The sequence below is a fragment of the Fibrella aestuarina BUZ 2 genome (genome assembly GCF_000331105.1).
GTDB lineage: Bacteria > Bacteroidota > Bacteroidia > Cytophagales > Spirosomataceae > Fibrella > Fibrella aestuarina.
Window position 1 is genome coordinate 1,867,334 of the sequence record NC_020054.1, and the last position, 26,540, is coordinate 1,893,873.

Consider the following 26,540-nt stretch of genomic DNA (forward strand, 5'->3'; position numbering starts at 1 on the left):
TAGCAAACGTCCGTGGTATTGTCGACTTGCCACTGTCAGGTTGGACCACAAATTGCTGTAGTCAAAAGCACTAATTATATACTTATCGGTAACCTCTCCTTAACCGTTTATGGCACGATTTACGGCGCTGCTCTGCCTTTTTCTTTTCTGTAGCTTTCACATACCAAGTTCGGCGCTGGCCAACCCAATACCGACCAGCGCTGACCAATACACCCTATCGACATCGAACATTGCGGCCAATTCGGTCATGCTCAACTGGTCGGGTTCGGGTGCCGTTTTATTTGATGTGCGCTGGCGCAAGCAGGGCGACAATCAGTGGATGACGACGTCGGCGATCAGAGCCAACAGCTTTCTGCTGACCGACCTGGAATCCGGGCAATTGTATGAGTGGCAACTGCTGCCAGCGGGGGCTACGGACTGGCTGGGGGCACCCACTCGGTTCACAACGATCTATTCGTGCTATGAACCCTATTTAAACAGCGTCTATTCACTATCGGCAACGGGGGCCATGCTAAGCTGGTCGCCGTCGAACAACGCAGCCAGCCGCGTGTTCGTCGAAATACGACTGAGCGGAACGTCCAGCTGGACAACCGTAGCGGCGTTGCCGGCCAGTGTGACGAACTATACGCTCACTGATCTTCTGCCGGCCACTACCTACGAGTGGCGGGCTCGGTACGACTGCTCGCCGTATTCCAGCCTGTCGACGTTTAAGACAGCGACGTGTGAACCTGCAAGCCTGTCCAGTTTCCCTACGTCTACCCAGACGCTGCTACGCTGGAATGCAGGTAGCAACGTGGTATACACCCTGCTCTGGCGACCCCAGGGAGGAAGCTGGACAACCGTCCCCAACTTAATGGGAAGCCCCACTATTGATCATTATCTAGCCAACCTAACGCCAAGTACGGGCTACGACTGGCAGGTACAGTGGACCTGCGGAACAACGTCGGCCAGTTCGCCCATACAAACGTTTAAGACCATCTGTAGCCCGCCCACATCGGTATCGGTCAAAGCCACGACGGCCAACCAGATTACGCTGGGCTGGAGCACCCCTTATCCATATGGTATCAATGGAACGGCTACGCAGGTACGCTACCGGTTGCAGTCGCCCGCCAACAGTCCCTGGAGTACCCCAACCGTTATCAGTCTATCGCAGCAATATCCGGGCACAGCCACGCAGGTGTATGGCACACTGTACGACATGCCAGCGGCTACGAGCTACGAGTTACAGTTGCGATCGGCTTGCTCTGATTATACCAGTTCATCCTTTACAGATCCGCCGGTGAGCGCCACAACCAGCCCGTGCGTCAACACGGCCCGTGCTTTGTACACAAGCTCGGTGAGTATGGCTACCGCCTCACTATCCTGGTACGGCGATTATGATGTTTATTACGCCACGCAATACCGGGTTACAGGTACGTCGTCGTGGAGCCAGGTTGGGCCAGGTACGTACAGGGGGAATACGTCGACGTACCTGACTGGTTTGCAGGCAGGTACAGCCTATGACTGGCGTGTGATTACGTACTGTACCACCTCGTTGAGCGCCACCACGCCCAGCGACATCCAGACGTTCACGACCGTCGCCTGCCAGACCGACCAGATCACCTACACGGCGACGTCCAGCGTCGACTATACATCGGCAGTGCTGAGCTGGTCCGAACCCTATCCGCGGCAGGTCGGGCGTTACAGCGTTCGCTACAGGCCCGCTGGCAGTAGCACCTACACCACGTTGCCTTTCACGACCGATACGAGAGCCAGCCTGACGGGACTAACCGGGAATACAGCCTACGAATGGCAGGTGGCTCCTGTCTGCGAGGTAGGGGCTACGTCGTTTTCCTATTCGACTCCTAGCACCTTCACGACCAATTGTCCACAGACGGCGCAGTCGTTGAACGTCACCAATCGGATCACGTCGGTCGATCTGTCATGGTATCAGTCTGACTACCAGTATGGTGTGTCGAAAACGTATCAGGTACGTTACCGGCAGGCGGGTGGCGACTGGGCAACGCAGACCATTACCAGCAGCGACTATTCGTTCGCGACGATCGTGACGGGATTAACCCCTGACAGAGCCTACGAGTGGGGGGTGGCCCGGGTTTGCGCAACGGGTATAACCAGCGCCTATACAGCTGGTGCGTCGTTCACAACCAGTTGCCAAAACCAGTTGTACTCGATCAGTACCAGCTACATAACTGCCACCAAAGCTACCCTGAACTTCAGCTATCAGACCTACACATCTGCCTTTCAGCTGCGATACCGGCCGGTGGGGGTAGCCAACTGGACTACACTGACCGTCAACGGCAGCAATTATACCCTGTCGAGTCTGTCGCCTTACACCGCCTACGAGTGGCAGGTGGCCGCCCAGTGCACGGGTACGTACCAGACCGACTTCTCGCCGGTTCAGACGTTTACCACCAACTGCTACATCCCGGCCGGTACGGGAGCCTATCCAACCGAAACATCAGCTCAACTGATATGGGATTCTAATCCGAACGTTGACGGGTATAACCTGCAATACAGACCACAGGGTAGCAATAGCTGGACGACAGTTCGGCTGGGCTATGCTCCCAGTAGCTACGAGTGGAAAGGTACCCCCGGTGTTTATGAATGGCGCATTCAGGCCGACTGCATCAATGGGCTTACCTCCGACTTTTCGCCGATTCAGTCCTTTTCTACCAGTTGCAATACCCCCACTAATCTGGCAATCGCCGATCTGAGTTCGTACGGGGCTAACGCTACGTGGACCAACGCCAACTGGTCATTCAGCCCGACGTATAACGTGCAATGGCGACCAGCCGGGAGTACGAGCTGGACCACCAAAACGGGCGGCACCCAGCCCGCCTATACCCTGACCGGACTGGCGAGCGGAACGGTCTACGAAACGCGGGTACAGGCACAGTGCGGCACGGCGCAGTCGGCATATAGTGCCTCTGTATCGTTCGGTGCGGTCTGTTCGGCACCGACGGCCCTGTCGTCGGCCAGCACTTACTATTTTGCCGAGCCGGGGCGTACGTTTTTCTGGAAGCAAACGCCGGGTATCAACTACACGGTTCGCTGGCGTCGATTGGCCGAAGCGGGGCAACTTGCGTCTGATTGGGCCGTTCGGGCGGGGGTAAATGGCCCACTAATTATTACGCAGTTTTTGCCGGGTGCGTATGAGTGGCAGGTGCAGGGCGTATGTGCCGATGGGGGCACATCGGCCTTTATCGGTGGCACCTCGTTTGTGATTCCCGCCTGCCCGGACTACCCGATTAGCCGGTATACAACCCAGATAGAGAATACGTCGGCTACTTTGTCGTTTACCAGCGGCGCCGTGACCGAACTGCGCTGGCGTCGCGCCGGTGCGGTGAGTTGGAACGTGGTATCTCAGCTAACAGCAGCCTATTACTCGCTGACGGGACTGGCCGAAAATACCAGCTATGACTGGCAGGTGCGGGTGCTTTGCCCAACTGGCCAATCAAACGACTTTGGGGTGTTGCAGCGGTTCACGACATCGTGTGGGCAACCGACCAACCTGGTTCTGCTTTGCAATATGGGCAGCCAAGCAACCGTCGGCTGGACAGGCTCCGCAAATAGCACCTATGAGGTACAGTGGCGCTTGGGAGGTACATCGACCTGGAGCACCAGCGTGGTCAGCGGCACAACGGCTACGCTGACGAACCTGATCAGTGCCGGTGGTATTTACGAGTGGCGCGTCCGGCCGGCCTGTTCGCCGCAGTCGAGCACGGTCTACAGCGGGATAAGTTCATTTTACTCGCAGTGTAGTGCCCCGGCCTCGCTGACGCTTATCCAGAACAATGACTGCACCTTTAACCTGAGCTGGCAACAGGGCTGTGCCGGTAGTGTCAACTACGCAGTGCGATGGCGCTTCAATTACGGCGCCTGGAGCGGGTATGTGTTCACTCGTTCGCCCACGTTTTATTTGGGTGCACTTACTAGTGGTACGTACGTAGAAGCCGAAGTTAGCACCGTTTGTCCAGGCAGTGATTCATACGCCGCCTACTATTCAACTACCGTACCCGCCTGCCCACTGCCTGTCATTAGCAACCTAGCTCAGTTCGTTGATGGAACCAGGGCATCACTTAGCTGGCAGACTACCTGTGGACCGTCTGAACTGCGCTGGCGCCCACAGGGTGGGAACTGGACAACCGTGTCTGTCGGAAATAATACGTACTATGACTTGACGGGTCTGGCCCTCGATGCCATTTATGAGTGGCAGGTACGTAGCACCTGTTCGACCTCCCCGACCGATTTTAGCACAACGTCTTTCTTACGTACGCGCTGTAGTCAGCCATCGGCGGAGATTTACGGGATAGCGGCGGGTGCTGATAACATTCGTTTTTATTACTACAATGGGCCAACGACGTATGAGCTACGCTACCGGCCCGTTGGTGGCGACTGGGTTACCATTCCGGCAACTGCATCGCCCATTCTGGTGTCGGGGTTAATGGCCAATACAAATTACGAGCTTCAGTTACGGCAAAAATGCACCCCGGAGGTCTGGTCCGACTGGTCGCCCTCCCGGTACGCAACGACGGCCTGCCCCCAGCCTGTGAATCTGTTTGCTGATCAGTTAACCGAAACGTCGGCGCGAGTCAACTGGGGGTATAGGTCGGCTGAGGTGGGGCAGAACTACGGCCGAACGCTTCGCTACCGGCCTCTTGGGGCCTCGGCGTGGTCAACGATAAATCTGGACGCTTTGCCCGTAACCCCGTCGCTGACGTACACGCTGACCGGCCTCAGCCAGCAGACAACCTATGAGTGGCAAATCATGTCTGACTGCGGTAGTGGTGGAATGTCGCGCCTGCCGAATCAGCCGATCACATTCCGCACCAGCGGGGTTGCCGGACCATGCTCGCAAATGGCGACTGTATTACCCGGCACTTGGGATGACCCGGCCACCTGGTCGTGTGGGCGCGTGCCGCTGGTGACCGACGCCGTGACGATTCGGCATGTGGTGCAGATGCCAGCAGGCACAACGGCGCCGGTGCTGCGAATTAGTTTTGAAGCGGGTGGGCAGCTTCGTTACGGCGTGGGAGCCAGGCTGTTGCCAAGAAAATGAAAAAGCGGAAGGGCTACTGAATCATCGTCAGTGGCCCTTCCGCTTCTGAAAGATTAGTTGCTTACTCCCGATCGACTTCGAAGTGGCTCATGCCGCCGTCGTAACGGATGCTGATTTTCTTAGTCGAGGCGTTGTAACCCGGGCTCAGGTACGTGTTGTTCCCCACGCGCTCAAAATCGTCGTCGATGTCGGTGGCGTTCAGCCCGCCATCGGTGGTGATTTTGACACCGACATTCTTCGGCACCCGAATCTTCACCGCCGCCATGCCCGACGAAATCGTGACGTCGCTCTGCGTTGCCTTGTCGCCGAGCCGGAGTTCAAGGCCTGCTGCACCGGCTTCGATTTTCAGTTTCCGCACGGCGTAGCGGCGTAGATCAAATTCGGCCGCACCGGCGCCAAAGTCCATCTCCATGTCCCAAACGGGGGCTTCGTTCAGTTTAACCGCCACTTCACCAAAATCAACGTCACGGTCGCCGGAGAGGTCAATGTTGACACCATCGCCCCGGCTATTCTTTACCGGCTGTAACCGGATGGTGGGGGCGCTGCCGTTGGCGTTGCGGTCAATGCTCATCGAATAGGGCGTGATGGCTTCGCTGCGGGCGTCGATGAGGCGCGAGGTGCCGTCGGTCATTTTGAAGGCGGCGGCTCCGCCTTCCAGCACAAACCGGGCTTCGGTGGGGGCGGGGGTTGGCATATCTTCCGCGAACGTACCCACGGTCTTGCGCCGATTGCTGCCCCGGTCGTTGTCATCATCATCGTCGTCGTCATCGAAATCGGGGGCATCAGGCGCATCCGGGGCGTCGGGCGCATCCGGTGGATCAGGCGGGTCGATACGGAACGAATAGTCGTCGCGGTCGCGCCATTGGCGATCCCGGGTAGAGAAGCTGAACAGCCAGAATGGAATGGCAACAGCCAGCGCGGTGGTCGCGACCATCGACGCCGCCGAGCTTCCCCGGCTTGCCCCGTAATGGTTCAGCATGAGGGCAATACCACCCAGGATGAGCAGCACTGGCCACAGCCCCCGCACGAAGTGCCAGTCGGGCATGGCGAAGAGCCCCCAGTTTCGGGCCAGAAACAACACGCCCAGCGTGATGAAAAAGAGGCCCCAGAAAAGTTTTCGTTGGGATGTCATAGGAAAAGGAGTTTCCAGTTTGGCGTTTGGCAGTTTGAGGTCTCGGTTTAGGGAAACGGCAAACTGCCAAATGCCAAACTGTTTAAACCTGGTTGATGGGCCGGTTAGGGTCGTAAGGGTCGTGGTTCGGAGGTGACGACGGCCGATCATCGTTGTCGAAGGGGTTGCCACCGCGGCGGTCGCGCAGGATGAGCCAGGCTCCGAATCCGATCAACAGCAACGGCCAGATGTCGCGGAAATTGATGTCGGTGTAGCGTTCGAGCAGGGCGATTACGCCAAGCACAATCAGAACGGCACCGCCAATAAGGCTGCCATTGCGGCGTTGGTCAGGAGAAGCCATAGAAAAAGCAGGATTAGAAAAGATGGTTGATTGCGATTCGGGCGAAAAGCTCGTGCGGTGTTCGGGCAGAACAATCCACAAGATAACGTATGGGATGATGGCCGGAAAGTGAGGAATAAACAATCCGGCTACGAACAACACCCGTACCAGCGTTCGGTCGATGTTAAAATAGTGGGCTAAGCCAGCCGCAACGCCCCCGATCTGTGCTTCGTCGAGGTAGCGTTCCAATCGTTTTTCCATGTCATAGCGGCCCTACAGGGGCGTTTGATTGGATCAAACCTACGGTAGCTATGATGAACGGCAAATGGAGTTGGTAAGAGCGGATAGGGATTCGGATAAAGGGGCTTTTTTATCGTTAGTTGGTAATACATAGTAGCGGGTAATGAGTAGTTAGCGCCCGCTAACTTCCCCGACCACTGCCCGAACTGCCCGTTCACTCGTGGCTACCCGCTCATATTCACCCAAAACGGCCGTTGCCATCGGCACACCGTCGCGCCGGAAATGCATGGGGCTATCCGTCGACACACTGCCGCTGAGGTGCAACGCGGCCACACCGGCTTCGGCCAGCTGCCGGGCATTGCCAGCATTGACGCCCGACCCCGCCATCAGCGCAATACGCCCCGTTGCCTGCCCGGCCAGCGCCCGCAATAGGTCGATGCCGTCGATAGCCCGGGCCTGCTGCCCGGACGTCAGGATGGTCTGTACGCCTAATCCGATCAGCGTATCGAGCGCTTCGTGCGGGTCGCGCGTCAGGTCGAAGGCACGGTGAAAGGTGATTGGTAGCCCCGCAGCCTGCCCAATCAGCTGCCGGGTACGTTCGGTATCGACTTGGCCATCGGGCAGCAACGTACCCAGCACAAGGCCATCGGCACCCGCCTCACGGGCCGCGTCGATGTCGGCGAGCATGACCGCCAGCTCATCGTCAGTATAGACAAAATCGCCACCCCGTGGCCGGATCATCACGTAGATGGGCAGCGTTACCGCCGCCCGGACTTGCCGAATTAGCCCGATGCTGGGCGTAATACCCCCTTCGGCGCGCCCGCCGCAGAGTTCAATCCGGCTGGCGCCGGCCTGTTGGGCAGCCAGGCAGTCAGCTACCGAATACGCACACACTTCAATAAGCATACTTATTTGAATCAGGAAACGACTTCACGAATGTTAATACCGTAGGCGCACCGGAAATGACCCAGTGGGCAGGCTTTGCGGCCGTGCAGGTTGCAGGGGCGGCAATCCAGGGGTTCGTGGGCTTCCACCACCCGCGCCTGATCGGCCAGCGGCCCAAACCCGAAGGCGGGCACCGTTGAGCAGAACACGGCGGTGGTGGGCGCATTGACCGCCGAACACAGATGTAGCGGAGCCGAGTCGTTGACGTAGTTCATGCGAGCCCCCTGCATAAGCGCCGCCGACTGAAGCAGCGACAACGTACCTGAGAGGTTGATGACCCGATCGTCGCCCACGGCGGTACGGATCGCTTCGCAGGCGGCGCCGTCTGATGGCGCGCCGAGCAGGTAAACGCGCCGGTCGGGAGGCATGAGCCGGATGGCCTCGATCCAGCCCTGCGCCGGAAATTGCTTGGTAAACCAGACCGACGTGGGCGCGATGCAAACGTAGGGCTGTGCCTGATACGTACGGATGGCGGCGTAGTCGGCGGGAGTAGGGTAGAGATTGGGGCGGGTGCGTTCCGTTCCGAAATGGCCCAGTGGCGTCAGCAACTGCGCATTGCGGTCAACCTCGTGTAGGCCGGACCCAAACTGATGGGGTATTCGATGGGTAAACCAGCGCGAGAAAGGATTTTTGTCGAAACCGATGGTTGTCTTTGCCCCCGACAGTGCCGTGAGCAGGCCCGTGGCTCCGAAGCGCTGCAGGTTGATGATGACATCGTACTGGGCCTCCCGGATTTGCTGACCCAACTGCCAAAGGCTACTGTATTTTCCGGTCTTCTTCTCCCAGATGAGCAACTTGTTCAGAAAAGGGTGATTGGCCAGCAACGACTCGTTGCCCCGCCGCACCAACATGTCGAGTTGGGCATCGGGGTAATGGTCGTGCAACCGCTCCAGCAACGCAGTCGCCAGAATGACGTCGCCAATAAACGCGGTTTGGATAAGTAGGAACCGACCCGGCATGGAAGGGGTTAACTTGATTAACGTTTTTAGTGTAGCGTTTTCAGCGTTCAGTTAGCCAATAATCGCCCACCAGTTGTACATACATAGTCAAAGGTTGGTGAACAAATTGAGAACTGAAAACTATAAACTGAAAACTGAAAACTTCATGTAGTTTGGAAGAATACCAGATGCACCGGCTGCCCAACGGCATCCGCATTGCCCATAAACAAGTTCCGTACACGCAGATTGCCCACGTGGGCCTTATGCTCGACATTGGAAGCCGCGACGAACAGCCTTTGCAACAGGGCCTTGCTCACTTTTGGGAGCACATGGCCTTCAAAGGAACCGCCCGTCGGCAGGCGCACCATATTATTAACCGGCTCGAAAATGTGGGTGGCGAACTCAACGCCTATACCACGAAAGAAAAGGTTTGCTTTCATGCGTCGGTCTTAGGAATCCACGCTGAAAAAGCCATCGAACTGCTGGCCGACATTGCTTTTTATTCCACCTTCCCGGAAAAGCAGATTGAACGCGAACGCGGGGTAATTCTGGAAGAGATGTCAATGTATTACGACTCGCCCGAAGATGCCATTCAAGATGATTTTGACGAGCTTGTCTTTCCGGGTCACTCATTAGGTAATAATATCCTGGGGACGGCCGAAACGGTGCGGTCGTTTACCAAAGAAGCGCTGCAAACCTTTATCGACGAAAACCTTGATACCGAACGGGTTGTGTTCGGATCGGTGAGCAATATGCCGTTTGCCAAGGTGATCAAGATGGTTAGTAAGTATTTGGCTCCGATTCCCGCCAAATCGTCGGCCCGGCAACGTATAGCCCCGGCCGTTTACGCGCCCCGGCACGATCGGGTCAAGCGGCCAATTACCCAGGCGCAGGTGGCTATTGGCCGGCCCGCCTACAGCCTCACTGATCCGGAGCGGCTGCCGTTTTTCATGCTGGTGAACCTGCTGGGTGGCCCCGGCATGAATTCGCGCCTCAACATGAACCTGCGCGAGCGGTATGGGCTTGTCTACTCCATCGATGCCAGCTACACGCCTTACCTCGACACGGGTTATCTGGGTATCTATTTTGGCACTGATCCGAAGCAGGTCGAGCGCAGCCTGGCGCTGATTCATCGCGAGTTTAAACTGGTACGCGAAAAGCCGTTGACCACCAGTCAGTTGCATAACACAAAGGAGCAGCTGATGGGGCAGCTGGCGATGGCTGAGGAAGGCAACAACAGCTTCATGTTGATGATGGCCAAAAGCCTGCTAGACATCGACCGGGTGGAGCCACTGACCGACATTTTTCGGGACATTCAGGCCATTACGGCCACTCAATTGCAGGATGTGGCCGTAGCTATGCTCGACGAGCATCAGTTCAGCTCGCTGGTGTTTGAGCCGGAAGCTGCCTAGTAAGTTGTGGGCCGGCTAACCGAAGCGTTTACTCCGCTGCCGTCATGCATATCACCCCGTATAGGGTTGATCAACGTATAGCCTTTGACCGTGCGATGTAGCCGCTGGTCGAAGCCCTTACGTATGATCAACCCTATATTGTTTAACCGGTAGGCCCTTTTCTACAAATAATCCAAACAGAACGACCGAAACGGCAGTTGTATACGCGTAGCGTTGCTTCAGAAACAACGACCTATGCACTTAACGTTAATTGAACTGCTGCCATGATGACTGACTCGACTACTCCTTCCCTTTGGAAAGCCAAACCCAAAAACGTAGCCTTCATTGGCGATTACCTGCCTCGTCAGTGCGGCATCGCTACCTTCACGGCTGATCTGTATCAATCCTACGCCCGGTTTGTGCCGGAAGCCAAACCCTGGGTGGTTTCGGTCAACGATACACCCGAAGGCTACCAATATCCCGACGAAGTGCGGTACGAATTTTACCAGCACGACTTGGAATCGTACAAAAAAGCCGCCGAATTCTTAAATTCTAAAAATGTCGATGTTGTTTGCCTGCAGCATGAGTACGGCATTTACGGCGGCCCGGCGGGCAACTACATCCTGACGCTGATGCGCGGGTTGTCGATGCCCATCGTGTCGACCTTCCATACCATTCTGAAAACCCCCGATCAGGATCAGCTGCTGACCCTGAAAGCGATCGCCGATCTGTCGGCCCGAGTGGTGTGTATGTCGGAAAAAGGGCGGCAGTTCCTGACCGATATCTACGAGATTCCCGACGAGAAAATTGACGTGATTGCGCACGGTATTCCGGATATGCCGTTTGTCGATCCGCATTTTTACAAAGATCGGTTTGGGCTGGAAGGCAAGCAGGTGTTGCTCACCTTCGGCCTGCTGTCGCCCAACAAAGGCATCGAGAACGTGATCAACGCGCTGCCGCGCATCGTGGAGAAATTCCCGAATGTGGTGTACATGGTGCTGGGGGCTACTCACCCGCATCTGGTACGGCACGAAGGCGAGACCTACCGCGACAGCCTGAAAAAACTGGCCGAAGACAACGGCGTGCGCGAGCATGTGCAATTCTACAATCAATTTGTCGAGCTCGACGATCTGCTCGAATTCCTGGGTGCAGCCGACATCTACATCACGCCCTACCTGAACCCCGCCCAAATTACCTCAGGTACGTTGGCGTATTCATTTGGCGTGGGCAAAGCGGTGGTTTCGACGCCGTATTGGCATGCCGAAGAACTGCTGGCCGAGAACCGGGGCCGACTGGTGCCGTTTGGTGATGCCGATGCCATTGCCGATCAGATCATCGATTTGCTGACCGACGAGCCAACCCGCCACGCCATGCGGAAGCGGGGGTACCTGATGGGGCGCGAGATGATCTGGGAAAACGTAATCAATCAATACGCCGATTCGTTTGGGCAGGCTCGTCAGGAGCGCATGGTGGGCATTGCTCCGGGTAGCCTCTACGCGGGGGGCAATGGCCTGCAACTGCCGACGATCAAGCTCGACCATCTGCTGCGCCTGACCGACTCGACTGGTATTATTCAGCACGCCCGCTATCACCTGCCTTTCTACGAAGAAGGGTACTGCACCGACGACAACGCCCGGGCATTGATTTTGAGCATGTTGCTGAAAGAAACCGGCCACTACGACCGGCAGATTGAGCAACTGGCCGATACCTACATGGCGTTCCTGAACTACGCTTATTCTGAAGAGCACAAGCAGTTCCGTAACTTCATGAGCTACGACCGCCGCTGGCTCGAAGAGGTTGGTTCAGAAGACAGCACCGGCCGCACCATCTGGGCGCTGGGTACGTGCATTGGCCGGGCCGACGACACCAACTCGCTGACGTGGGCCATGAGCCTGATGGAGAAAGTGTTGCCGAGCACCGTGACCATGCGGTCGCCGCGGGCCTGGGCGTTTGCCCTGCTGGGTATCCACGAGTACCTCAAACGCTTCTCCGATGATCGGCTGGCGAAGACGATCCGGCAACGGCTGGTTGAGAAACTGCTGTTCTGCTTTAACGAAACCGCCACCGCCGATTGGGTCTGGTTTGAAAACACATTGGCCTACGACAACGCCGTGTTGCCGCACGCCCTGCTGACCTCGGACGACCCCGAAGCGGTGGATACGGGCCTGCGGGCGCTGCACTGGCTGATGGACATTCAGACCGCTGTGGTGCCAGGCGACGGCTCGCAACGTAACCAACGCGGGCATTTCCAGCCTATTGGCTCGAACGGTTTCTACGTGAAAGGGCAGCACCGCGCTTACTTCGATCAGCAACCGCTCGAAGCCCAGAGTTCAGTCAGCGCCTCGCTGGCGGCCTGGCGCCTCACGGGCAACCCCGAATGGCAACGGCGGGCGATGCGGGTGTTCCGCTGGTTTATGGGCCAGAATGACCTGGGCCTACCGCTGTATGACTCCACAACGGGCGGTTGCCGCGATGGCCTGCACATCGACCGGGTCAATCAAAATCAGGGGGCGGAGTCGACACTTTCGTACCTGCTGGCCCTCACCGATTTGCAGTTGACGCTGCAGCCAACCCCCGAAAAAAGCTTTGTCCGGACAACGCCGGTTGCGCTATCTTAGTGAGGTTAACTGACGAAAAAAAGAGGTCAAAGGCCAACGTTCAGGGTTCAATGATGTACCAATCGGAACGTTTGAACGTTGAACCTTGGACTTTGAACTAATTTATGAGCGTGAAAGCCACCCGTACGGGTATTGTTCTTCGGCCCGACCCGGCCCGCGTGTTGTTCCGACCATTTGAGCTGGGTAATAGCAGCCGCGTCCTGAAAATTATCGCCCGTGTCAACTCGCTGACCGAAGACGAAGTACAACAAAAACTCGATGAAGTGATCCGGGAGTTTGGTAGCCGACATTATCGGCTCAACAACTTTTTCCTGAAACGCTTCGATCAGGTCAAAGAGCAGCTGCTGACGGATGAGCCACTCACCGACGAGCGCAAGTTGCTACTGGGGGCTTATTTCACGATGGAATACTCGCTTGAGTCGGCGGCCTTGTTTAACCCGTCGATGATCTGGCACCCCGATCAAAGCAACCTCCCGGAAGGCTATAAACGGTTTATTCTAAGCCTTCGGGCCACGGGGGAAGGGCATATCTCGTCGATCTCGTTCCGCACTGGGTACGTTGATGGCGAAGGGAAGATTGTGCTGCAAAAGCCGTCGCGCTACGTAACCTCGCCCGAAGCGATCGTGAGTCAGCAGTTCGACAAGGCGCAGTTTGTGCGCAAGCTATATGAACTCCGGCTTATCAACAGCATTTCGGAAAATATCCTGGCCGGTCTGCCCGATGAGTTTACCCTGCCGAATATCGAAGCGCAGGTGAAGCGGGTAATGAGTCAGTTTCGGCACAATGCCGAGTATGAAGCCGTCACAAGCGGGTTGCTGGCGCTGGCCCGGTCGAACTACGAAATGCACTTCGACGACGATCAGAACCTGGACGAACGCTGTATTTTTCCATACTCACCCAACGAAACCAACGGGATCGAAGACGCCCGTTTCGTTGAATTTCGGGATGACGATGGTGAGGTAACGTATTACGCGACCTATACGGCTTACAACGGCCGCGTAACGTTTCCGCAGCTTCTTGAAACGAAAGATTTCACTCACTTTGCCGTGAGTACCCTCAACGGAGCCGAAGTCCAGAACAAGGGCATGGCGCTGTTTCCGCGTAAGATCAACGGTCGATACGCCACCCTGTCCCGGCAGGATGGCGAGAATATCTACTTAATGTATTCCGACGATCTGTACTTCTGGCAAACCAAAGAAATATTGGCCAAACCGACGTTTCCCTGGGAGTATGTTCAGTTAGGTAACTGTGGCTCGCCGATCGAAACAGAAGCGGGCTGGTTGGTGCTTAGTCACGGCGTTGGACCCATGCGGAAGTACGCTATCGGCGCGTTTCTGCTCGACTTGAATGATCCCTCGAAAGTGATCGGCCGTACGAAGGAACCGCTCCTCAGCCCCGATCAGAATGAACGAGAGGGATACGTACCCAATGTGGTCTATAGTTGTGGTGGACAAATTCACGGCAACACGCTCATCATTCCCTATGCCATGTCGGACTATGCCAGCAGTTTTGCCACCGTCAATGTCGACGAATTACTGGCCGAACTAACGGGCAAAGAACTAGTTCGTCAGCCGGTCGCCGTTGTGTAGGTACGTTGCTTGTCTCATAAGTACTAGTACTCATATATGTGCCAGCCCTGAATTAAGGCTGGCATTTTTTATTCTGAGTATTACTCAATATTGAGATTAAAACAGAATAAAAGGTAGGTAAACTAGCTTATAGGCCGAATGAAATTCTAAAAATTGTTAAAATTTAGTTGCTTGCCCTGCTAACGATTTTTTAACTTTGAGTTAAGTTTTTGCCATTTTTTATAGCTCACTTAATCTAATTACTTCATTCACAATGAAAAAACTTCTAATGCTGGTGCCGCTTTTGCTGTGCCTGATTAGTGTGCCTTTGCTGGCGCAGGATCGGGCCCTCACTGGTCGCGTAACGTCCGGCGAAGATGGCTCAGCCCTACCAGGGGTTAGTGTTTCCCTGCGTGGCACTACGCGCGGTACAACGACTGATGCCGAGGGGCGCTATCGCCTGAATGTGCCTGCTACCAATCCAGTGGTTGTTTTCTCGTACATCGGGTTTACCTCACAGGAAATTCAGGTTGGTAATCGGACGAACGTCGACGTCACATTGGCGCCTGATCAGGCAACACTCAACGAGGTAGTCGTGACGGCCTTTGGTATTCAACGCAATGCCCGCGAGGTGGGTACGTCGGTTACGCGCGTTAACAACGAGCAGATCGTACAGGCTGCTCCTGTTAATATCGCCAACGGGTTGACGGGTAAAGTGGCTGGGTTGCAGGTTAACTTGACCAACAACGGCGTTGGTTCGAACCCTCGTTTGACGATCCGTGGGAACCGCTCCTTCTTAGGTAACAACCAGGCGCTGCTTGTCGTTGACGGTGTCCTGACTGATATCTCCTTTCTGCAATCGGTAAACCCCAATGATGTTGCCAATATCACGGTCTTAAAAGGACCTAGCGCCGCTGCCCTCTATGGTTCTGATGCATCGAACGGTGTAATGGTCGTTACTACCAAGCGCGGTGCCGACAAGGGTGAGCAAGCACAAATCTCGTATACCAACAACACGCAGTTTGAGAGTGTATCGTACCTGCCCGGTTTGCAACGTACCTACAGCTCAAACGGTGGCGAAGGCGCTCCTTTCATAACGGCTGACGGACGTCGGCTCTACGTTCCTTTTGAAAATCAGCAGTTTGGCCCAGCTTACGATGGCTCTATTCAGCCGCTGGGTTACGGCGTACAGGTCACCAACCCCGATGGGTCAATTCGTATCGATACGCTGAAAGTGCCGTTCTCATCGACGGGCACCGATCCGCGTAAAGCGTTCTTCAACACGGGCGTTACCTCACAACACGATCTATCCTACAACGTAGGTAATGGCGAGAGTTATTTCCGGCTTGGTTTGCAACGTGTAGATCAGAGTGGTATCGTGCCCAATGACAAATATCAGCGGACCAATATTTTGGTAAGCGGTGGCCGTACCGTAAACAAGTTCAGCGCCAACGGGAAAGTGAACTTCACCTACCAAAACTACGACCAGGAAAATGGTGACTTTGGTCAGAGCCGTCCGGTCTACTGGAACCTGCTGAACCAGCCTGCGCATGCCCCGTTGCGTGATCCCCGGATTATGGATATCAACAGCCCATATGGTAACGTAAACGGCTACTTCAACGCCTATTATCCAAACCCCTGGTGGCAGGTATCGAATGAGAACTCACGGAATCGTCGCGATATCTACACGGTTCAGGGCTTCACCGACGTAAGCTATGCGGCTAAACCCTGGCTAAACGTGCTGTACCGGATTGGTGGTCAAGCGTCGTTCACATCGCAGAAGGCCTTTAAGGCAGCGGTTTCATTCAGCGATTACGCTAAATCGGATCCCTGGAATGCCGGTAACATTGCTTCGTCGGTTCGCCAGTACAACGGTACGGTGTATGATGCAACGGCGCTGACAACCCGCTTCACCGGCGACCTACTCGTTACGTTGTCGCCCACATTCGGCGCTTTCACGACCAAGTTGATCCTGGGTCAGCAGACGCGTTTCGACAACTATCGGACGACCTCTGACGAAGCGACCCAATTGGTGGTACCGGGGGTATACAACGTAGCGAATCGGCTGGGTAACCCTAACGTATCGCAATATCAGCAAGCCAGCCGCCTAATCGGCGTATTTGGCGACCTGACCTTGGGCTTCCGCGATTTCCTGTACCTGAACATTACGGGCCGGAACGACTGGACGTCCTTGCTGGCTGCCAATAATCGTTCGTTCTTCTATCCGAGCGTGTCGGTATCGGCTGTGCTGACGGAAGCCATTCCGGCGCTGAAGAGCAACAACGCCATCACGTACCTGAAACTGCGCGGTGGTGTGGCTCAGGCGGGTAACGTAAACGTGACCCCCTATCAGTTGCAGAACACGTTTAACCCCGGTCAGACATCGGGCGCTTTCTTCCCCTTCGGCAGCCAGCCGGGTTTCGAGTTGAGCAACCGCCTGAACTCGCCTGACCTGAAGCCGGAGTTTACGACCAACTACGAAGGAGGTATCGAGATTGGTCTGTTCAACCGCGTCAATGCTGAGTTGGTGTATTATGTGACCAACACAACCAACCAGACGGTGCCCATTCAGGTGTCGCGCACGACGGGTTACACCAGTGCACTCGTAAACACCGGTGCTATGCGTAACCAGGGCTTCGAAGTTGAACTGAAGACACTGCGGCCGATTGTCAATGTAGGTGGCTTTACCTGGAATCTGAATGCCAACTATGCGTACAACAAAAACACAGTAACCAGTGTATATCAGGGGCTTGATCGGATCAACATCCCTACCGCCAATAATGTCACGTCGGATCAATATGCTGTGGCGGGTTTGCCCTACCCGGCGCTGCTCGTGACCGACATTGCCCGCGTGCAGAATACGGATGCCAACGCGCCTTACTACGATGCCACGGGACAGTTTGTCGGTCGGCCCATCGTGAACCCGCTGACGGGTTACCCCATCCTCGATCCAACGTTGCGTTATCAGGGTGCTACGCAGCCCCTGCATCGTGTTGGTCTGGGTACGTCGTTTGGCTATAAAGGCCTGACGCTGTCGGCGGTAGCTGAATACCGGGGTGGCGCTGTGATCTACAATCAGCTGGGTAACGCCCTTGAGTTTACGGGAGCCGGTATCCGCACCACGTATAACAATCGCGAAAACTTCGTTTTCCCGAATTCGGTACTCCAAAATGCAGATGGTACGTTTACGAACAACACCAACGTGTCGACGCGTGATGGTAACCTGGAGTTCTGGACGAATTCTGGCTTCCACAATGCCGGTGCCAGCTACGTAACCAGCGCGGCCTTCTGGAAACTGCGTGAACTGGCGCTGAGCTACAACGTACCTGCCTCTATCCTGGGCTTTACGAAAGTGGTGAAAACCCTGAACGTGGCCCTGACGGGTCGTAACCTGCTGATGTTCCGCCCCAAAACGAACGTCTTCTCTGATCCCGAATTTTCGCTGGATAACAGTAACGCTCAGGGAACAACCAACGAATTACAGACGCCGCCAACCCGTTTTTATGGTTTCCGGGTGAGTGTCGGTTTCTAAGCTCCTCTCAACAACAATGAAGATCAAATCACTCGCAATCGGGTCGCTGGCTGTACTGCTGGCTATTAGCTCAGGTTGCCGCCAGGAATTCCTGGATATCAATAACAACCCCAACCAGGTAACGGCGGCCACGCCTGAACTGGTGCTGCCCAATGCGCTGGCCAACTCAGCACGCTACTTCTCAGGGGTGAGCAGTGCGGGCGGGCCGCAATTTGCGTTCCTCAACCTCTGGATGGGCTACTGGAACTGGAGCGGTAACTATTCGATCAATACGTCGGATAAAAACTACCAGTTTACCAACGCTTTCAACCAGAGCATCTGGAACGACGCGTATACCAACCTGAAGAACTACGTATACATCGAACAACAGGGCGCTGCTCAACAGCAACCCTTGCTGCAAGGCATGGCCAAGATCATGACGGCCCTGCACTTTCAGTACCTGGTCGATACCTACGGCGACATTCCTTATTTCGCTGCGCTACAGGGCCTGACATCGCCACAACCAACGTATGATTCAGACGTGGCTATCTACGAAGACCTGTTCAAGCAGATCGACGCGGCGCTTACGCTGTTCAACGATGCGGATCGGCTGGCGGCCCAGGGGGCTACCATTCGTAACCCGGGTGCCAACGACATCATGTTCCAGGGCAACATCAACAAATGGCGTCGGTTTGCCAACACACTCAAACTGCGCATGATCCTGCGGCAGTCGGAAAAGGCTGACCGGCAAACATTTGTTCAACAGGCCCTGAATACCATCAAGGCGTCGGGTTACGGCTTCCTTGGCGGCCTGACGGGTACCACGTATGAAGCGGCAACGGTTAACCCTGGGTATACCAACTCGGCCAACCAGCAGAACCCATTCTTTGGCACATTCGGCCAGCAGGTGAATGGGCAGCCAACGGAGCAGTTCAACATTTACCGGGCTAACCGCTACGCGCTGGATTTCTATGAGAACACCAACGACTCGCGGATTTTCTTCTTCTACAATCCGGTATCGGGCTCGACGTTCGATGGCACATTCTTCGGTACAACATCGCCGCTGCCGAATGGCGAAACATCGAGCATCGGATCGGGGGTGTTGCAGGCCGTGAACCAGCCCGCAGTCATCCTGTCTGCGCACGAAGCGCTGTTCCTACAGGCCGAGGCAGCGCAACGCGGCTATATCACGGGTAACGCTCAGCAGCTATACGAAGCGGCCATTACGGCGTCGTTTACGTACCTGGGCGTGGCCGATGCCGATGGCACCGCCGCTGATTACGCTCAAGAGTACTATTCGCAGGCAACTGCAAACGTGGGCTGGGCCGCATCGACCAACAAAATTCAGGCGATCATCACCCAGAAATGGGCGTCGCTAAATGGACTGTCGCCGTTTGAGGCCTGGGCCGATTACCGCCGCCTAGGTATTCCGAACGTACCTATTTCGCAGGACCCCAGCACGTCGATTAAGCAGATTCCGTCGCGGCTATTCTATCCGCAGACTGAATACAGCTACAATGAGGCTAATGTAAAGGCTCAGGGGACCGACAATCAGTTTGACCGGACCCGGATTTTCTGGACACGATAAGACACAACCGAGTTTTCAATCGCTGGTCGGCCGGGCTTTGTTCCGGCGACCAGCGATTGAGACAGCAAACAATTACTCCAATGAAAAGACTATTAACCATGCTGGTTGTGGGCGGGGTAGCATGCAGTATGACTGCCTGCCTCAACGACGACGCGCATTTTGTTGATTTCACCAACACGCCTGCCATCGTCGATGTTCCATCGTCGGCGTTTTATGGCGCTGTTGAAAACCGGGGCTTTCCCATCCAGACGACTCCCAACAGCTACACCTTCAACGTGAACCTGTCTGGCCCTAATACGCTGTCGGAAGATGTCACGGTGACGATGGCAGTAGACCCGGCGCTTCTGACGCAGTACAACGCTAATAACGGCACGGATTATCAGTTGCTGCCGGCGGCATTGTATCAGGCGTCGGGCCTTACGGCTACGATCAAGGCAGGACAGCGGTTGGCTGGCCCCATTACTGTGAATTTGTATACAGACGCAACGCGTGTACCTGACCCGGCTACGTACAATGATGCCGGCTATGCTTTGCCCCTACGGATCACGGCCGTGAGCAACAGCAATGTGGCCGTCAGCAGCAATTATGGCTATAAGATTCTGGTGTCGAAGATCAAGAACCAGTACGATGGGACGTACCAGGCGACAGGTACGTTCACGCACCCGGTAGCGACCAGTTCACGGGCAATCAACAAGGAGAAAACGCTGGTAACTGTGAATACGACCACCATTGAAACGGAGTTCGCCGATTTGGGCGCTAGTGATTGGCGGATGCAGTTGACCGTGAATGCTGACAACACCGTCACGCTGAAACCAGTTGGCGCGTCGAATACCAGCACGACGCAGTTTGGCGTGAACAAATATGACCCGGCAACACGGACGTATACCCTCAACTACAAGTACCCTGGTTCGGGCGGCGATCGTGTTATTAACGAAACGCTCAAGTTTGAGCAGTAGGTACGTGTCAGAGTAGTACAGTATCATTTAACACACAAATGCCCCGGCTGGAAATAGGCGGGGCGTTTTTGTGTTTGCTAAGGAAGAGCTCAAGCTGTCACCATCCTACGCTACGAGGGCTACAGCTATGACCGATTTAACTGCCTGATTGGGACTACACGCTATCGTACTACGCTGGAACGAGGTCTGCCTGCTACCGTGTGTCAGGCTGATAGTTATTGGGAGCTGGTATGTGCCAACTACGTGCTGCAATAGCTGGTAATGTACCCAGCCAGCCACCGCCGATTTATCAACAAAACGATCGGGACCATGCTGCGCGAACGACCTGAGCGTACAGTCGATTACGTACCCAAGTCTAAATGGGATTAGGACTCTGTTTCGTCACCCGTTCCCAAGCGGCAGCGCCACTATGTGCTGGAGCGCTTCAACACTTGGAATGTGTTGTTTCATCGCTACAAAGCTCCTGCGATTCGGATTGGGGTTTAACCAAAAAGCAAAGGCCCCCGACCAGTACTGGTCGGGGGCCTTTGCTTTACTCAGGTACGTTGCCGTACTACTTCTTTTTAATCGTTTCGTTGATAACCCGGTCGCCACCTGCACCATTGTACTTATAGTTCAGCGTAAACGTCTTGGTTGACGGGTCATACTTGTTCACACCAAATTGAACCGTGCCTGTGCTGGCCGTTCCGCCTGGCGTTAGCGTAACGGTGTTGTCGGCATTCACTTTCAACTGCATAGTTGCTGCTGACCCCAAGTCCGCAAACTCTGTTTCGCTCGTGCTTGCATCGATGGTTGACAGCGTTTTGGGGCGGTCAATTTTACGATCACCTGCCGTGGGGTGGCTAAACAGGCCCGTCGATTGGTACGAACCAGCGTAGATGTTGTTTACCTTGATGGCATACACACCTGTGTTCAGGTTCGAGGCAATGATAGCACCCGTTGCCGCCGTGATCTTCAACGGCAGGGCATACGTCTTTTTCAGATCGATCTTCGACGTGGTGAGGTTCACGACAAAAGGCACATCGCGCTGACCAGCCTTGATCGTTACCTGCGTACTCGGGATCGTGTACGTATCGGCTGGTAGTAGTTCGTAGCCCGTGCCCGTGAGCAAACTAGGGTCGACGCTTACGGTGGCTGTTACGTCGGTTGTCAGCAACTCAGGTGAGGCCATATTTACCTGGAACAGGGTCGTTGGCACTGCACTGGTCGAATAATCAACGCCTAGCACTTTGTTGCCGCCGCCGCCGCCGAAAATGCTCACGATGGGTTGCCCCCCAACGCCGTTAATGATGTCGGTATATCCTTTTTCCTTCAAGCAGCTGCTGGTGGTTACCAGTAGACTCAATGCGGAAAGGCCCGTCAGAATGTATTTTTTCATGGTTATTGATACGGTTGATGAGGAATTACTTCATCCAGAAAATCTTGGTGTCAAATTGACTGATGGTTCCTTGGGCCAGTACGTTTGCTTGGTTTGTGCCCTGTTCCTGCTGAGGATAGAGCAACCGTGCCACCGGCTTAGTACCTACGGCCCGCGTCGACAGCGGCACTTTGGGGAAGCCGGTGCGGCGGTATTCCGTCCAGGCTTCAAAGCCACCAAAGGCACCCAGTGCTACCCATTTCTGCGTAATAATTGCCTCCAGTTTGTTGGTCGAGGCTGCATAGTTACGGCCCGATACGGGGTCACTATAATATGTAGCCGCTGTTTTAGCTGCATCCGTAACACCCAGGAATTTGAATGACTCGGTAATGCCGTTCTCAAATAGGGTTTGGGCATTGCCCGACGTATACCCCCGGAAAGCCGCTTCGGCTTGCAGGAAGAAGCTTTCTGCCGATTGCATCAGCACTTGAGGCTGATCGAATCCTTTCAGGATAGCTGGGCCGAACCCAGCCGTTTTCGCATACAGATACGGATCGCTGCCTTCGCCAAACGGTACACCCCGGTACTGACCCCGATATTGGGCATCGGTGGCTGGCGTAGCAAAACGCGACAGCCGAGGGTCGTTGTTGCTCACCAGGTACGTGATGAAGAAGTCGGCGTTAGTATAGAAGTCGTGGTTACCTGACAGTGTGTTCGATACCGTAAAACCGTAGTTCTCCCAGAACGGGTTTTGCTTACCCGTCGACTTCAGGTAGCCGGGTGTCGACAGGGCATTTTCGTCAGCACCGAGAAAACCACCGTCCGAAACCGCTTTGGCGATGCCCGATTTGATCGCTGATTCTTTCGACGCAATGTTGGTCTGGCGGAGCAGCAGACGCAGTTTCAGCGTGTTGGCGAAACGTAACCACTTACTCATATTGCCGGCAAACACGATGTCGGCCCCACCCGGCGACGGGTTGTCTGAGGCGATCGGCGTCTTCAGGTTAGTAACGGCCACGTCGAGGTCGGCTACCAGTGCGTCGTAGATCGACTGGGCGTCGTCATACTTCGGGCGCAGGATAGCTGTACCTTTCAGGGCTTCCGTATAGGGCACGTTACCATACGTATCAACCAAGCGCTGAAAGACATAGGCTTTCATCACCTTGGCAATACCGATAAAGGCAGGCTGCTTGCTGGTCGTAGCGGCTTTTTCGATATAATCGTAATCGGCCAGGTTGTCATACGACGACGTCCAGATGCCCGTGCTGAAGTTCGAGGGCAAGTCGTAGGTCTTCTCTGGGTTAAAGCCCGATACAGAACCCGACGGTGACCAGTGACCAGCCCAGAAGTGGCCAACCTGGTTATGAGTCAACAACCCCGCCGTAGCATTCAGCGCTGCTGACAAGACCAACTCGGGGGTTGAGCTTACGGCATCGTTGGGGTTTTTGTTGATGTCTAGGTAGTCAGAGCCACAACTGTTCAGCGTCAGAACGGCGGTCAGTGCGGCTATGTATTTGAGTTTTCGTAGCATAATTGTCAATGAGTTAGAAGCCAACCTGAACCGTGAAACCATACGTACGTGTCGGCGGCGTGATGCCAGTTGCATTAACCCCTACGGCGTTGCTCGTCGTGTTGTTGAATTCGGGGTCTGTGTAGATGTTGTCTTTCGGCAGCAGGGTAACCAGGTTACGACCAACTAGACCAAGTGAGGCACTTTTCAGAAAGCGAGTCCGTTGCAGGAGTGTCTGGGGCAGTTCGTATGTCAGCGACAGTTCGCGCAGTTTCCAGAAGGCTCCGCTTGTTACGAAGTTCTCGCCGAAATTCCGCAGGTTGCTGTCCCAGGTACCTAGACCACCATCCCGTACGGCAATGCTCGTGTTGGGCGTGTACGTACCATCGGCATTCTTCGTCACCGAGTTGGGGAACACAAACCGCTCACGGCCATAAACCGTTGTAGCGTAGGCTGAGCCCGTAAACCACATCGTTTCGGCCAAACCGTGACCAATCACGTTGCCACCGCGGTATTCGGCGGTTCCTGCCAGCGTGAAGCCTTTGAACTTGAAGGCTGTGTTGATACCCAAACGATCAGGTGGGTTCGTTTGACCCATGTTGATCAGTTCGCCAGCTTTCAGAGGATAGCCCGACGCCGGGTCAACAACTACACGACCACCGGGGATAAGAGCCCCTTTGCTGTCACGCTCACGCTCGTAACCAACCACTTTGATAACCGGGAAGGGCTGCCCTTTCACAGCAAAAATTTGGTAGAGCGATGAGTTTACCGCGCCATAATACGAGCTGAGGTTGATCTCATCCAAACCTTCCGCGATGTCGACTACTTGTGTGTTGATGCGTGAGTAGTTGACATTCAAGTCCCAGCGGAAACCATTCGACAACCGCACAGGCGTCGTTTTCAGGTCAACTTCAAAACCGCTGTTGTCCAGACGGCCCGTGTTGATGGTTGCTCCATTGTAACCTGTTGCCGTCGATACGTCGATCCGCACCGTTTGGTTGGTATTGCGCTGCGTATAGTACGACAGGTCAAGGCCAACCCGATCATTTAGGAACGAAAATTCACCACCGATCTCGTACGAGGTTACGAACTCAGGCTGAATGTTGGGGTTGTTGGCCGTGTTGCCCAGCGTGTAACCAGCCAGACCGCCATACGGGAAGCCACCACCCGGCGAGAAGATCGTCTCCAACTGATAAGCACCGATACCGAATGGACCGCCCAGGCTGATCTGTCCTACTTTCGTAGCTGATGCCCGGATCTTGGCGCTGCTCAGGAAGTTGCCATTCTTGATTGAGGGAATAGCATCACTTACTACAAACGAGATATCGGCACCCGGATAGAAGAACGAGCGGCTCTGCGGAGCCAATACTGAACTCCAGTCGTTACGGCCCGTTACGTGCACGAAGAGGTAGTCTTTGAAGCCCAGCGTCAGGTCACCATAGGCACCCAACAGGCGCGTTTTGGCGTTCTGCTGTGATACGCCCGGCTCACCGACACGGTTGCTGACGTTGTACAACTCCGGGATTACCAGCGCGCTGGCAGATGTTTGAATGAAACGGCCATCACGCTCCTGCAGGTTAACACCGGCAATCAGGTTAGCCGAGATCGGGCCAAGATTTTTCTTCGCGTTCAGGAAGAAATCTTGGTTAAGGCGCCGGAACGAACCCATGAAGTCGGTTACACCGCCCGGGATGTCTTTGGCCCGGTATACGTGCTGTTTAGCATATTCGCTGAACGAATATTTACCGCCAAATGCTTTGCTCTCGTAGCTCTGGTTGTTGATACCGGCCCGGTACGTAAAGTTGATCCAGGGGGCAGCCTGATAATCGAGTTGGAAGTTACCCGTCAGGTAATAGTCAAGGCGATTCTGGCGGTTGTTGTCCTTCTCGAAATAGGGGTTCTGGAAGTAGTCGTTAAAGTAGTTGTTGGGGTTAGCCGGATTGAGCGTCCCATCAGCTAGTTTCAGCGGCTGCCAATTGCGGAAATTCGTCAGCGGAATATTAGCCGCCGTGTTCAGCACGTTGTTGTAGAAGCCACTAGTCGTTCCTTCGAAATTACCCACGCGGTAATCGATGTTGAACGCACCCCGGAACTTACCATACTGGCGAGTCGCGTTGAAACGGCCACCCGTCCGGCTGTAGGAGTCGCCCGGTACGATACCCTTCGTTTTTAGGTTTTGCAGCGAGATGTAGAACGTACCCCGCTCATCACCCGACGATAGCGACAGGTCGGTCTGGGTCGTGCCACCTACGTCGTAGGCGTTGCGTTTGCTATTGGGCGAGTTGCTGTACAGGGCTTTCTGGATTGTGCCATCTTCCAGCGTCTGACCGATATCATACGTCTGACCGTTAAACTCGGGCCCGTAGCTCTGGTTCTCGAAGGGGATGTATACCCGGCTGTAGGCTTCCGTACCGGCGCCGAACCGTTCGTTGAGCTTAGGCATGAAGCTGATGCTTTCAGCCCATGTCGTGTTTTGCAACGAAATTTTAGGCGCGCCAGCAGAGCCTTTTTTGGTCGTAATGATCAAGGCACCGTTTGAGGCTTCAGAACCATAAAGCGCTGCGGCGTTAGCCCCCTTCAGAATCGATACGTTTTCAATATCGTTGGGGTTCAGAAAGTTAAGGGCGTCAGAGGGCGCCTGCGTACCGTCGATAACGATCAACGCCTGGTTATTACCCAGCAAAGACCGGTTACCACGCAAAACGACCCGGTTGGCTGGGTTTACCCCGTTGTTTACCGTGTTGATCTGCAGACCAGCTACTTTACCCGACAGTGCCTGCGAAATGTTTACAGCTTTTGCCTGCACAAGCTTGTCGGATTTAACCACGTCGGTTGCTGAACCCAACTCTTTTTGCTGACGAGCGACACCCAGGGCCGTGACAACGACCTCATTAAGGGTAGAAGCATCAACGCCGAGTGTGATATTCAGCACGCTACGATTGCCGATTACCACCGTTTGGGGTTGGTATCCGACGTAAGAAAAGGTAACCGATGCGTTGTCATTGGCCGAAATCTGATAGCTGCCATTGGCATCGGTTGTGGTGCCGCGCGTAGTGCCTTTAATCACTACACTTACACCAGGAATGGGTGATCCGTCGTCTGATGAAGTCACCTTGCCTGTTATGGTACGGCTTTGCGCCAATGCTGACGCAGAAACCATCATGAACAGACAGAGTTTTAGTAATAATCTCATCATGTTGTTGTGAGGTTTTTGTTAAAAAATACTCCGGCAACTCTACCGGTTGAGGACAAAGTTCGCCAATGTTTCGCATATAATTGCCAAAACATTGATTTTAGAAATAAAAGAGTGTCTATTCTCTTAATATCAGAATATTATACCGGCTATGATGATGCGAATGGGCGTCTTTCGATGATATATAGGATAGAAAACAGAGTAGATTGTACATG

The 26,540-nt window shown here is 54.9% G+C and carries 14 protein-coding genes; 7 read left to right on the forward strand and 7 right to left on the reverse strand.

Annotated features, from left to right (window positions below; translation table 11 throughout):
• Positions 1-109 precede the first annotated feature (109 nt).
• The gene (locus FAES_RS07595; RefSeq protein ID WP_015330618.1) at positions 110-5,059 is read left to right on the forward strand and encodes a fibronectin type III domain-containing protein; all 4,950 of its coding nucleotides are present in this window, start codon (positions 110-112) and stop codon (positions 5,057-5,059) included.
• A gap of 61 nt (positions 5,060-5,120) precedes the next feature.
• On the opposite strand, the gene FAES_RS30310 is transcribed toward FAES_RS07595, so the two are convergent.
• The 4 genes from FAES_RS30310 to FAES_RS07615 all read right to left on the reverse strand — a co-directional run bounded on the left by FAES_RS30310 (position 5,121) and on the right by FAES_RS07615 (position 8,654).
• On the reverse strand, positions 5,121-6,191 hold the full coding sequence (locus tag FAES_RS30310) for a toast rack family protein (protein WP_041257648.1): 1,071 nt from the start codon (positions 6,189-6,191) through the stop codon (positions 5,121-5,123).
• An 82-nt stretch (positions 6,192-6,273) separates the two neighbouring features.
• Positions 6,274-6,771, reverse strand: coding sequence for a PspC domain-containing protein (locus tag FAES_RS07605; protein WP_015330620.1), 498 nt, complete (start codon positions 6,769-6,771; stop codon positions 6,274-6,276).
• Between the two features lie 150 nt (positions 6,772-6,921).
• Positions 6,922-7,656, reverse strand: coding sequence for a copper homeostasis protein CutC (locus FAES_RS07610; protein WP_015330621.1), 735 nt, complete (start codon positions 7,654-7,656; stop codon positions 6,922-6,924).
• Between the two features lie 11 nt (positions 7,657-7,667).
• Positions 7,668-8,654, reverse strand: a complete 987-nt coding sequence (locus FAES_RS07615; protein ID WP_015330622.1) for a glycosyltransferase family 9 protein — start codon at positions 8,652-8,654, stop codon at positions 7,668-7,670.
• A gap of 167 nt (positions 8,655-8,821) precedes the next feature.
• Between FAES_RS07615 and FAES_RS07620 the strand changes: the two genes are divergently transcribed.
• From FAES_RS07620 to FAES_RS07645, 6 genes are all read left to right on the forward strand, one after another.
• Entirely contained in the window at positions 8,822-10,045 is a 1,224-nt protein-coding gene (locus FAES_RS07620) for a M16 family metallopeptidase (protein WP_015330623.1), read from the forward strand.
• Between the two features lie 263 nt (positions 10,046-10,308).
• Positions 10,309-12,642 (forward strand): glycosyltransferase family 4 protein, encoded by a 2,334-nt coding sequence (locus FAES_RS07625; RefSeq protein ID WP_015330624.1) that lies wholly within the window; start codon positions 10,309-10,311, stop codon positions 12,640-12,642.
• A gap of 104 nt (positions 12,643-12,746) precedes the next feature.
• Entirely contained in the window at positions 12,747-14,231 is a 1,485-nt protein-coding gene (locus tag FAES_RS07630) for a glycoside hydrolase family 130 protein (RefSeq protein ID WP_015330625.1), read from the forward strand.
• 253 nt (positions 14,232-14,484) lie between these two features.
• Positions 14,485-17,742 (forward strand): SusC/RagA family TonB-linked outer membrane protein, encoded by a 3,258-nt coding sequence (locus FAES_RS07635; RefSeq protein ID WP_015330626.1) that lies wholly within the window; start codon positions 14,485-14,487, stop codon positions 17,740-17,742.
• A 16-nt stretch (positions 17,743-17,758) separates the two neighbouring features.
• Positions 17,759-19,309, forward strand: a complete 1,551-nt coding sequence (locus tag FAES_RS07640; RefSeq protein WP_015330627.1) for a SusD/RagB family nutrient-binding outer membrane lipoprotein — start codon at positions 17,759-17,761, stop codon at positions 19,307-19,309.
• A gap of 80 nt (positions 19,310-19,389) precedes the next feature.
• Complete coding sequence (locus FAES_RS07645) at positions 19,390-20,265, forward strand: BT_3044 domain-containing protein (RefSeq protein WP_148289307.1); 876 nt, start codon at positions 19,390-19,392, stop codon at positions 20,263-20,265.
• Positions 20,266-20,818: 553 nt separating this feature from the next.
• Here FAES_RS07645 and FAES_RS07650 read toward each other — a convergent pair.
• The 3 genes from FAES_RS07650 to FAES_RS07660 are packed head-to-tail and all read right to left on the reverse strand — an operon-like array spanning position 20,819 to position 26,325.
• Positions 20,819-21,643, reverse strand: coding sequence for a BT_3044 domain-containing protein (locus FAES_RS07650; RefSeq protein WP_015330630.1), 825 nt, complete (start codon positions 21,641-21,643; stop codon positions 20,819-20,821).
• Positions 21,644-21,668: 25 nt separating this feature from the next.
• Positions 21,669-23,153 (reverse strand): SusD/RagB family nutrient-binding outer membrane lipoprotein, encoded by a 1,485-nt coding sequence (locus tag FAES_RS07655; protein ID WP_041257651.1) that lies wholly within the window; start codon positions 23,151-23,153, stop codon positions 21,669-21,671.
• A 13-nt stretch (positions 23,154-23,166) separates the two neighbouring features.
• Positions 23,167-26,325: a SusC/RagA family TonB-linked outer membrane protein gene (locus FAES_RS07660; protein WP_229364441.1), complete on the reverse strand. Its 3,159-nt coding sequence runs from the start codon at positions 26,323-26,325 to the stop codon at positions 23,167-23,169.
• Positions 26,326-26,540 lie beyond the last annotated feature (215 nt).

Coding starts and splice junctions, on each gene's coding strand:
- FAES_RS07595 (WP_015330618.1), top strand. CDS start 110: ATGGCACGATTTACGGCGCTGCTCTGCCTTTTTCTTTTCTGTAGCTTT.
- FAES_RS30310 (WP_041257648.1), bottom strand. CDS start 6,191: ATGACATCCCAACGAAAACTTTTCTGGGGCCTCTTTTTCATCACGCTG.
- FAES_RS07605 (WP_015330620.1), bottom strand. CDS start 6,771: ATGGAAAAACGATTGGAACGCTACCTCGACGAAGCACAGATCGGGGGC.
- FAES_RS07610 (WP_015330621.1), bottom strand. CDS start 7,656: ATGCTTATTGAAGTGTGTGCGTATTCGGTAGCTGACTGCCTGGCTGCC.
- FAES_RS07615 (WP_015330622.1), bottom strand. CDS start 8,654: ATGCCGGGTCGGTTCCTACTTATCCAAACCGCGTTTATTGGCGACGTC.
- FAES_RS07620 (WP_015330623.1), top strand. CDS start 8,822: ATGCACCGGCTGCCCAACGGCATCCGCATTGCCCATAAACAAGTTCCG.
- FAES_RS07625 (WP_015330624.1), top strand. CDS start 10,309: ATGATGACTGACTCGACTACTCCTTCCCTTTGGAAAGCCAAACCCAAA.
- FAES_RS07630 (WP_015330625.1), top strand. CDS start 12,747: ATGAGCGTGAAAGCCACCCGTACGGGTATTGTTCTTCGGCCCGACCCG.
- FAES_RS07635 (WP_015330626.1), top strand. CDS start 14,485: ATGAAAAAACTTCTAATGCTGGTGCCGCTTTTGCTGTGCCTGATTAGT.
- FAES_RS07640 (WP_015330627.1), top strand. CDS start 17,759: ATGAAGATCAAATCACTCGCAATCGGGTCGCTGGCTGTACTGCTGGCT.
- FAES_RS07645 (WP_148289307.1), top strand. CDS start 19,390: ATGAAAAGACTATTAACCATGCTGGTTGTGGGCGGGGTAGCATGCAGT.
- FAES_RS07650 (WP_015330630.1), bottom strand. CDS start 21,643: ATGAAAAAATACATTCTGACGGGCCTTTCCGCATTGAGTCTACTGGTA.
- FAES_RS07655 (WP_041257651.1), bottom strand. CDS start 23,153: ATGCTACGAAAACTCAAATACATAGCCGCACTGACCGCCGTTCTGACG.
- FAES_RS07660 (WP_229364441.1), bottom strand. CDS start 26,325: ATGAGATTATTACTAAAACTCTGTCTGTTCATGATGGTTTCTGCGTCA.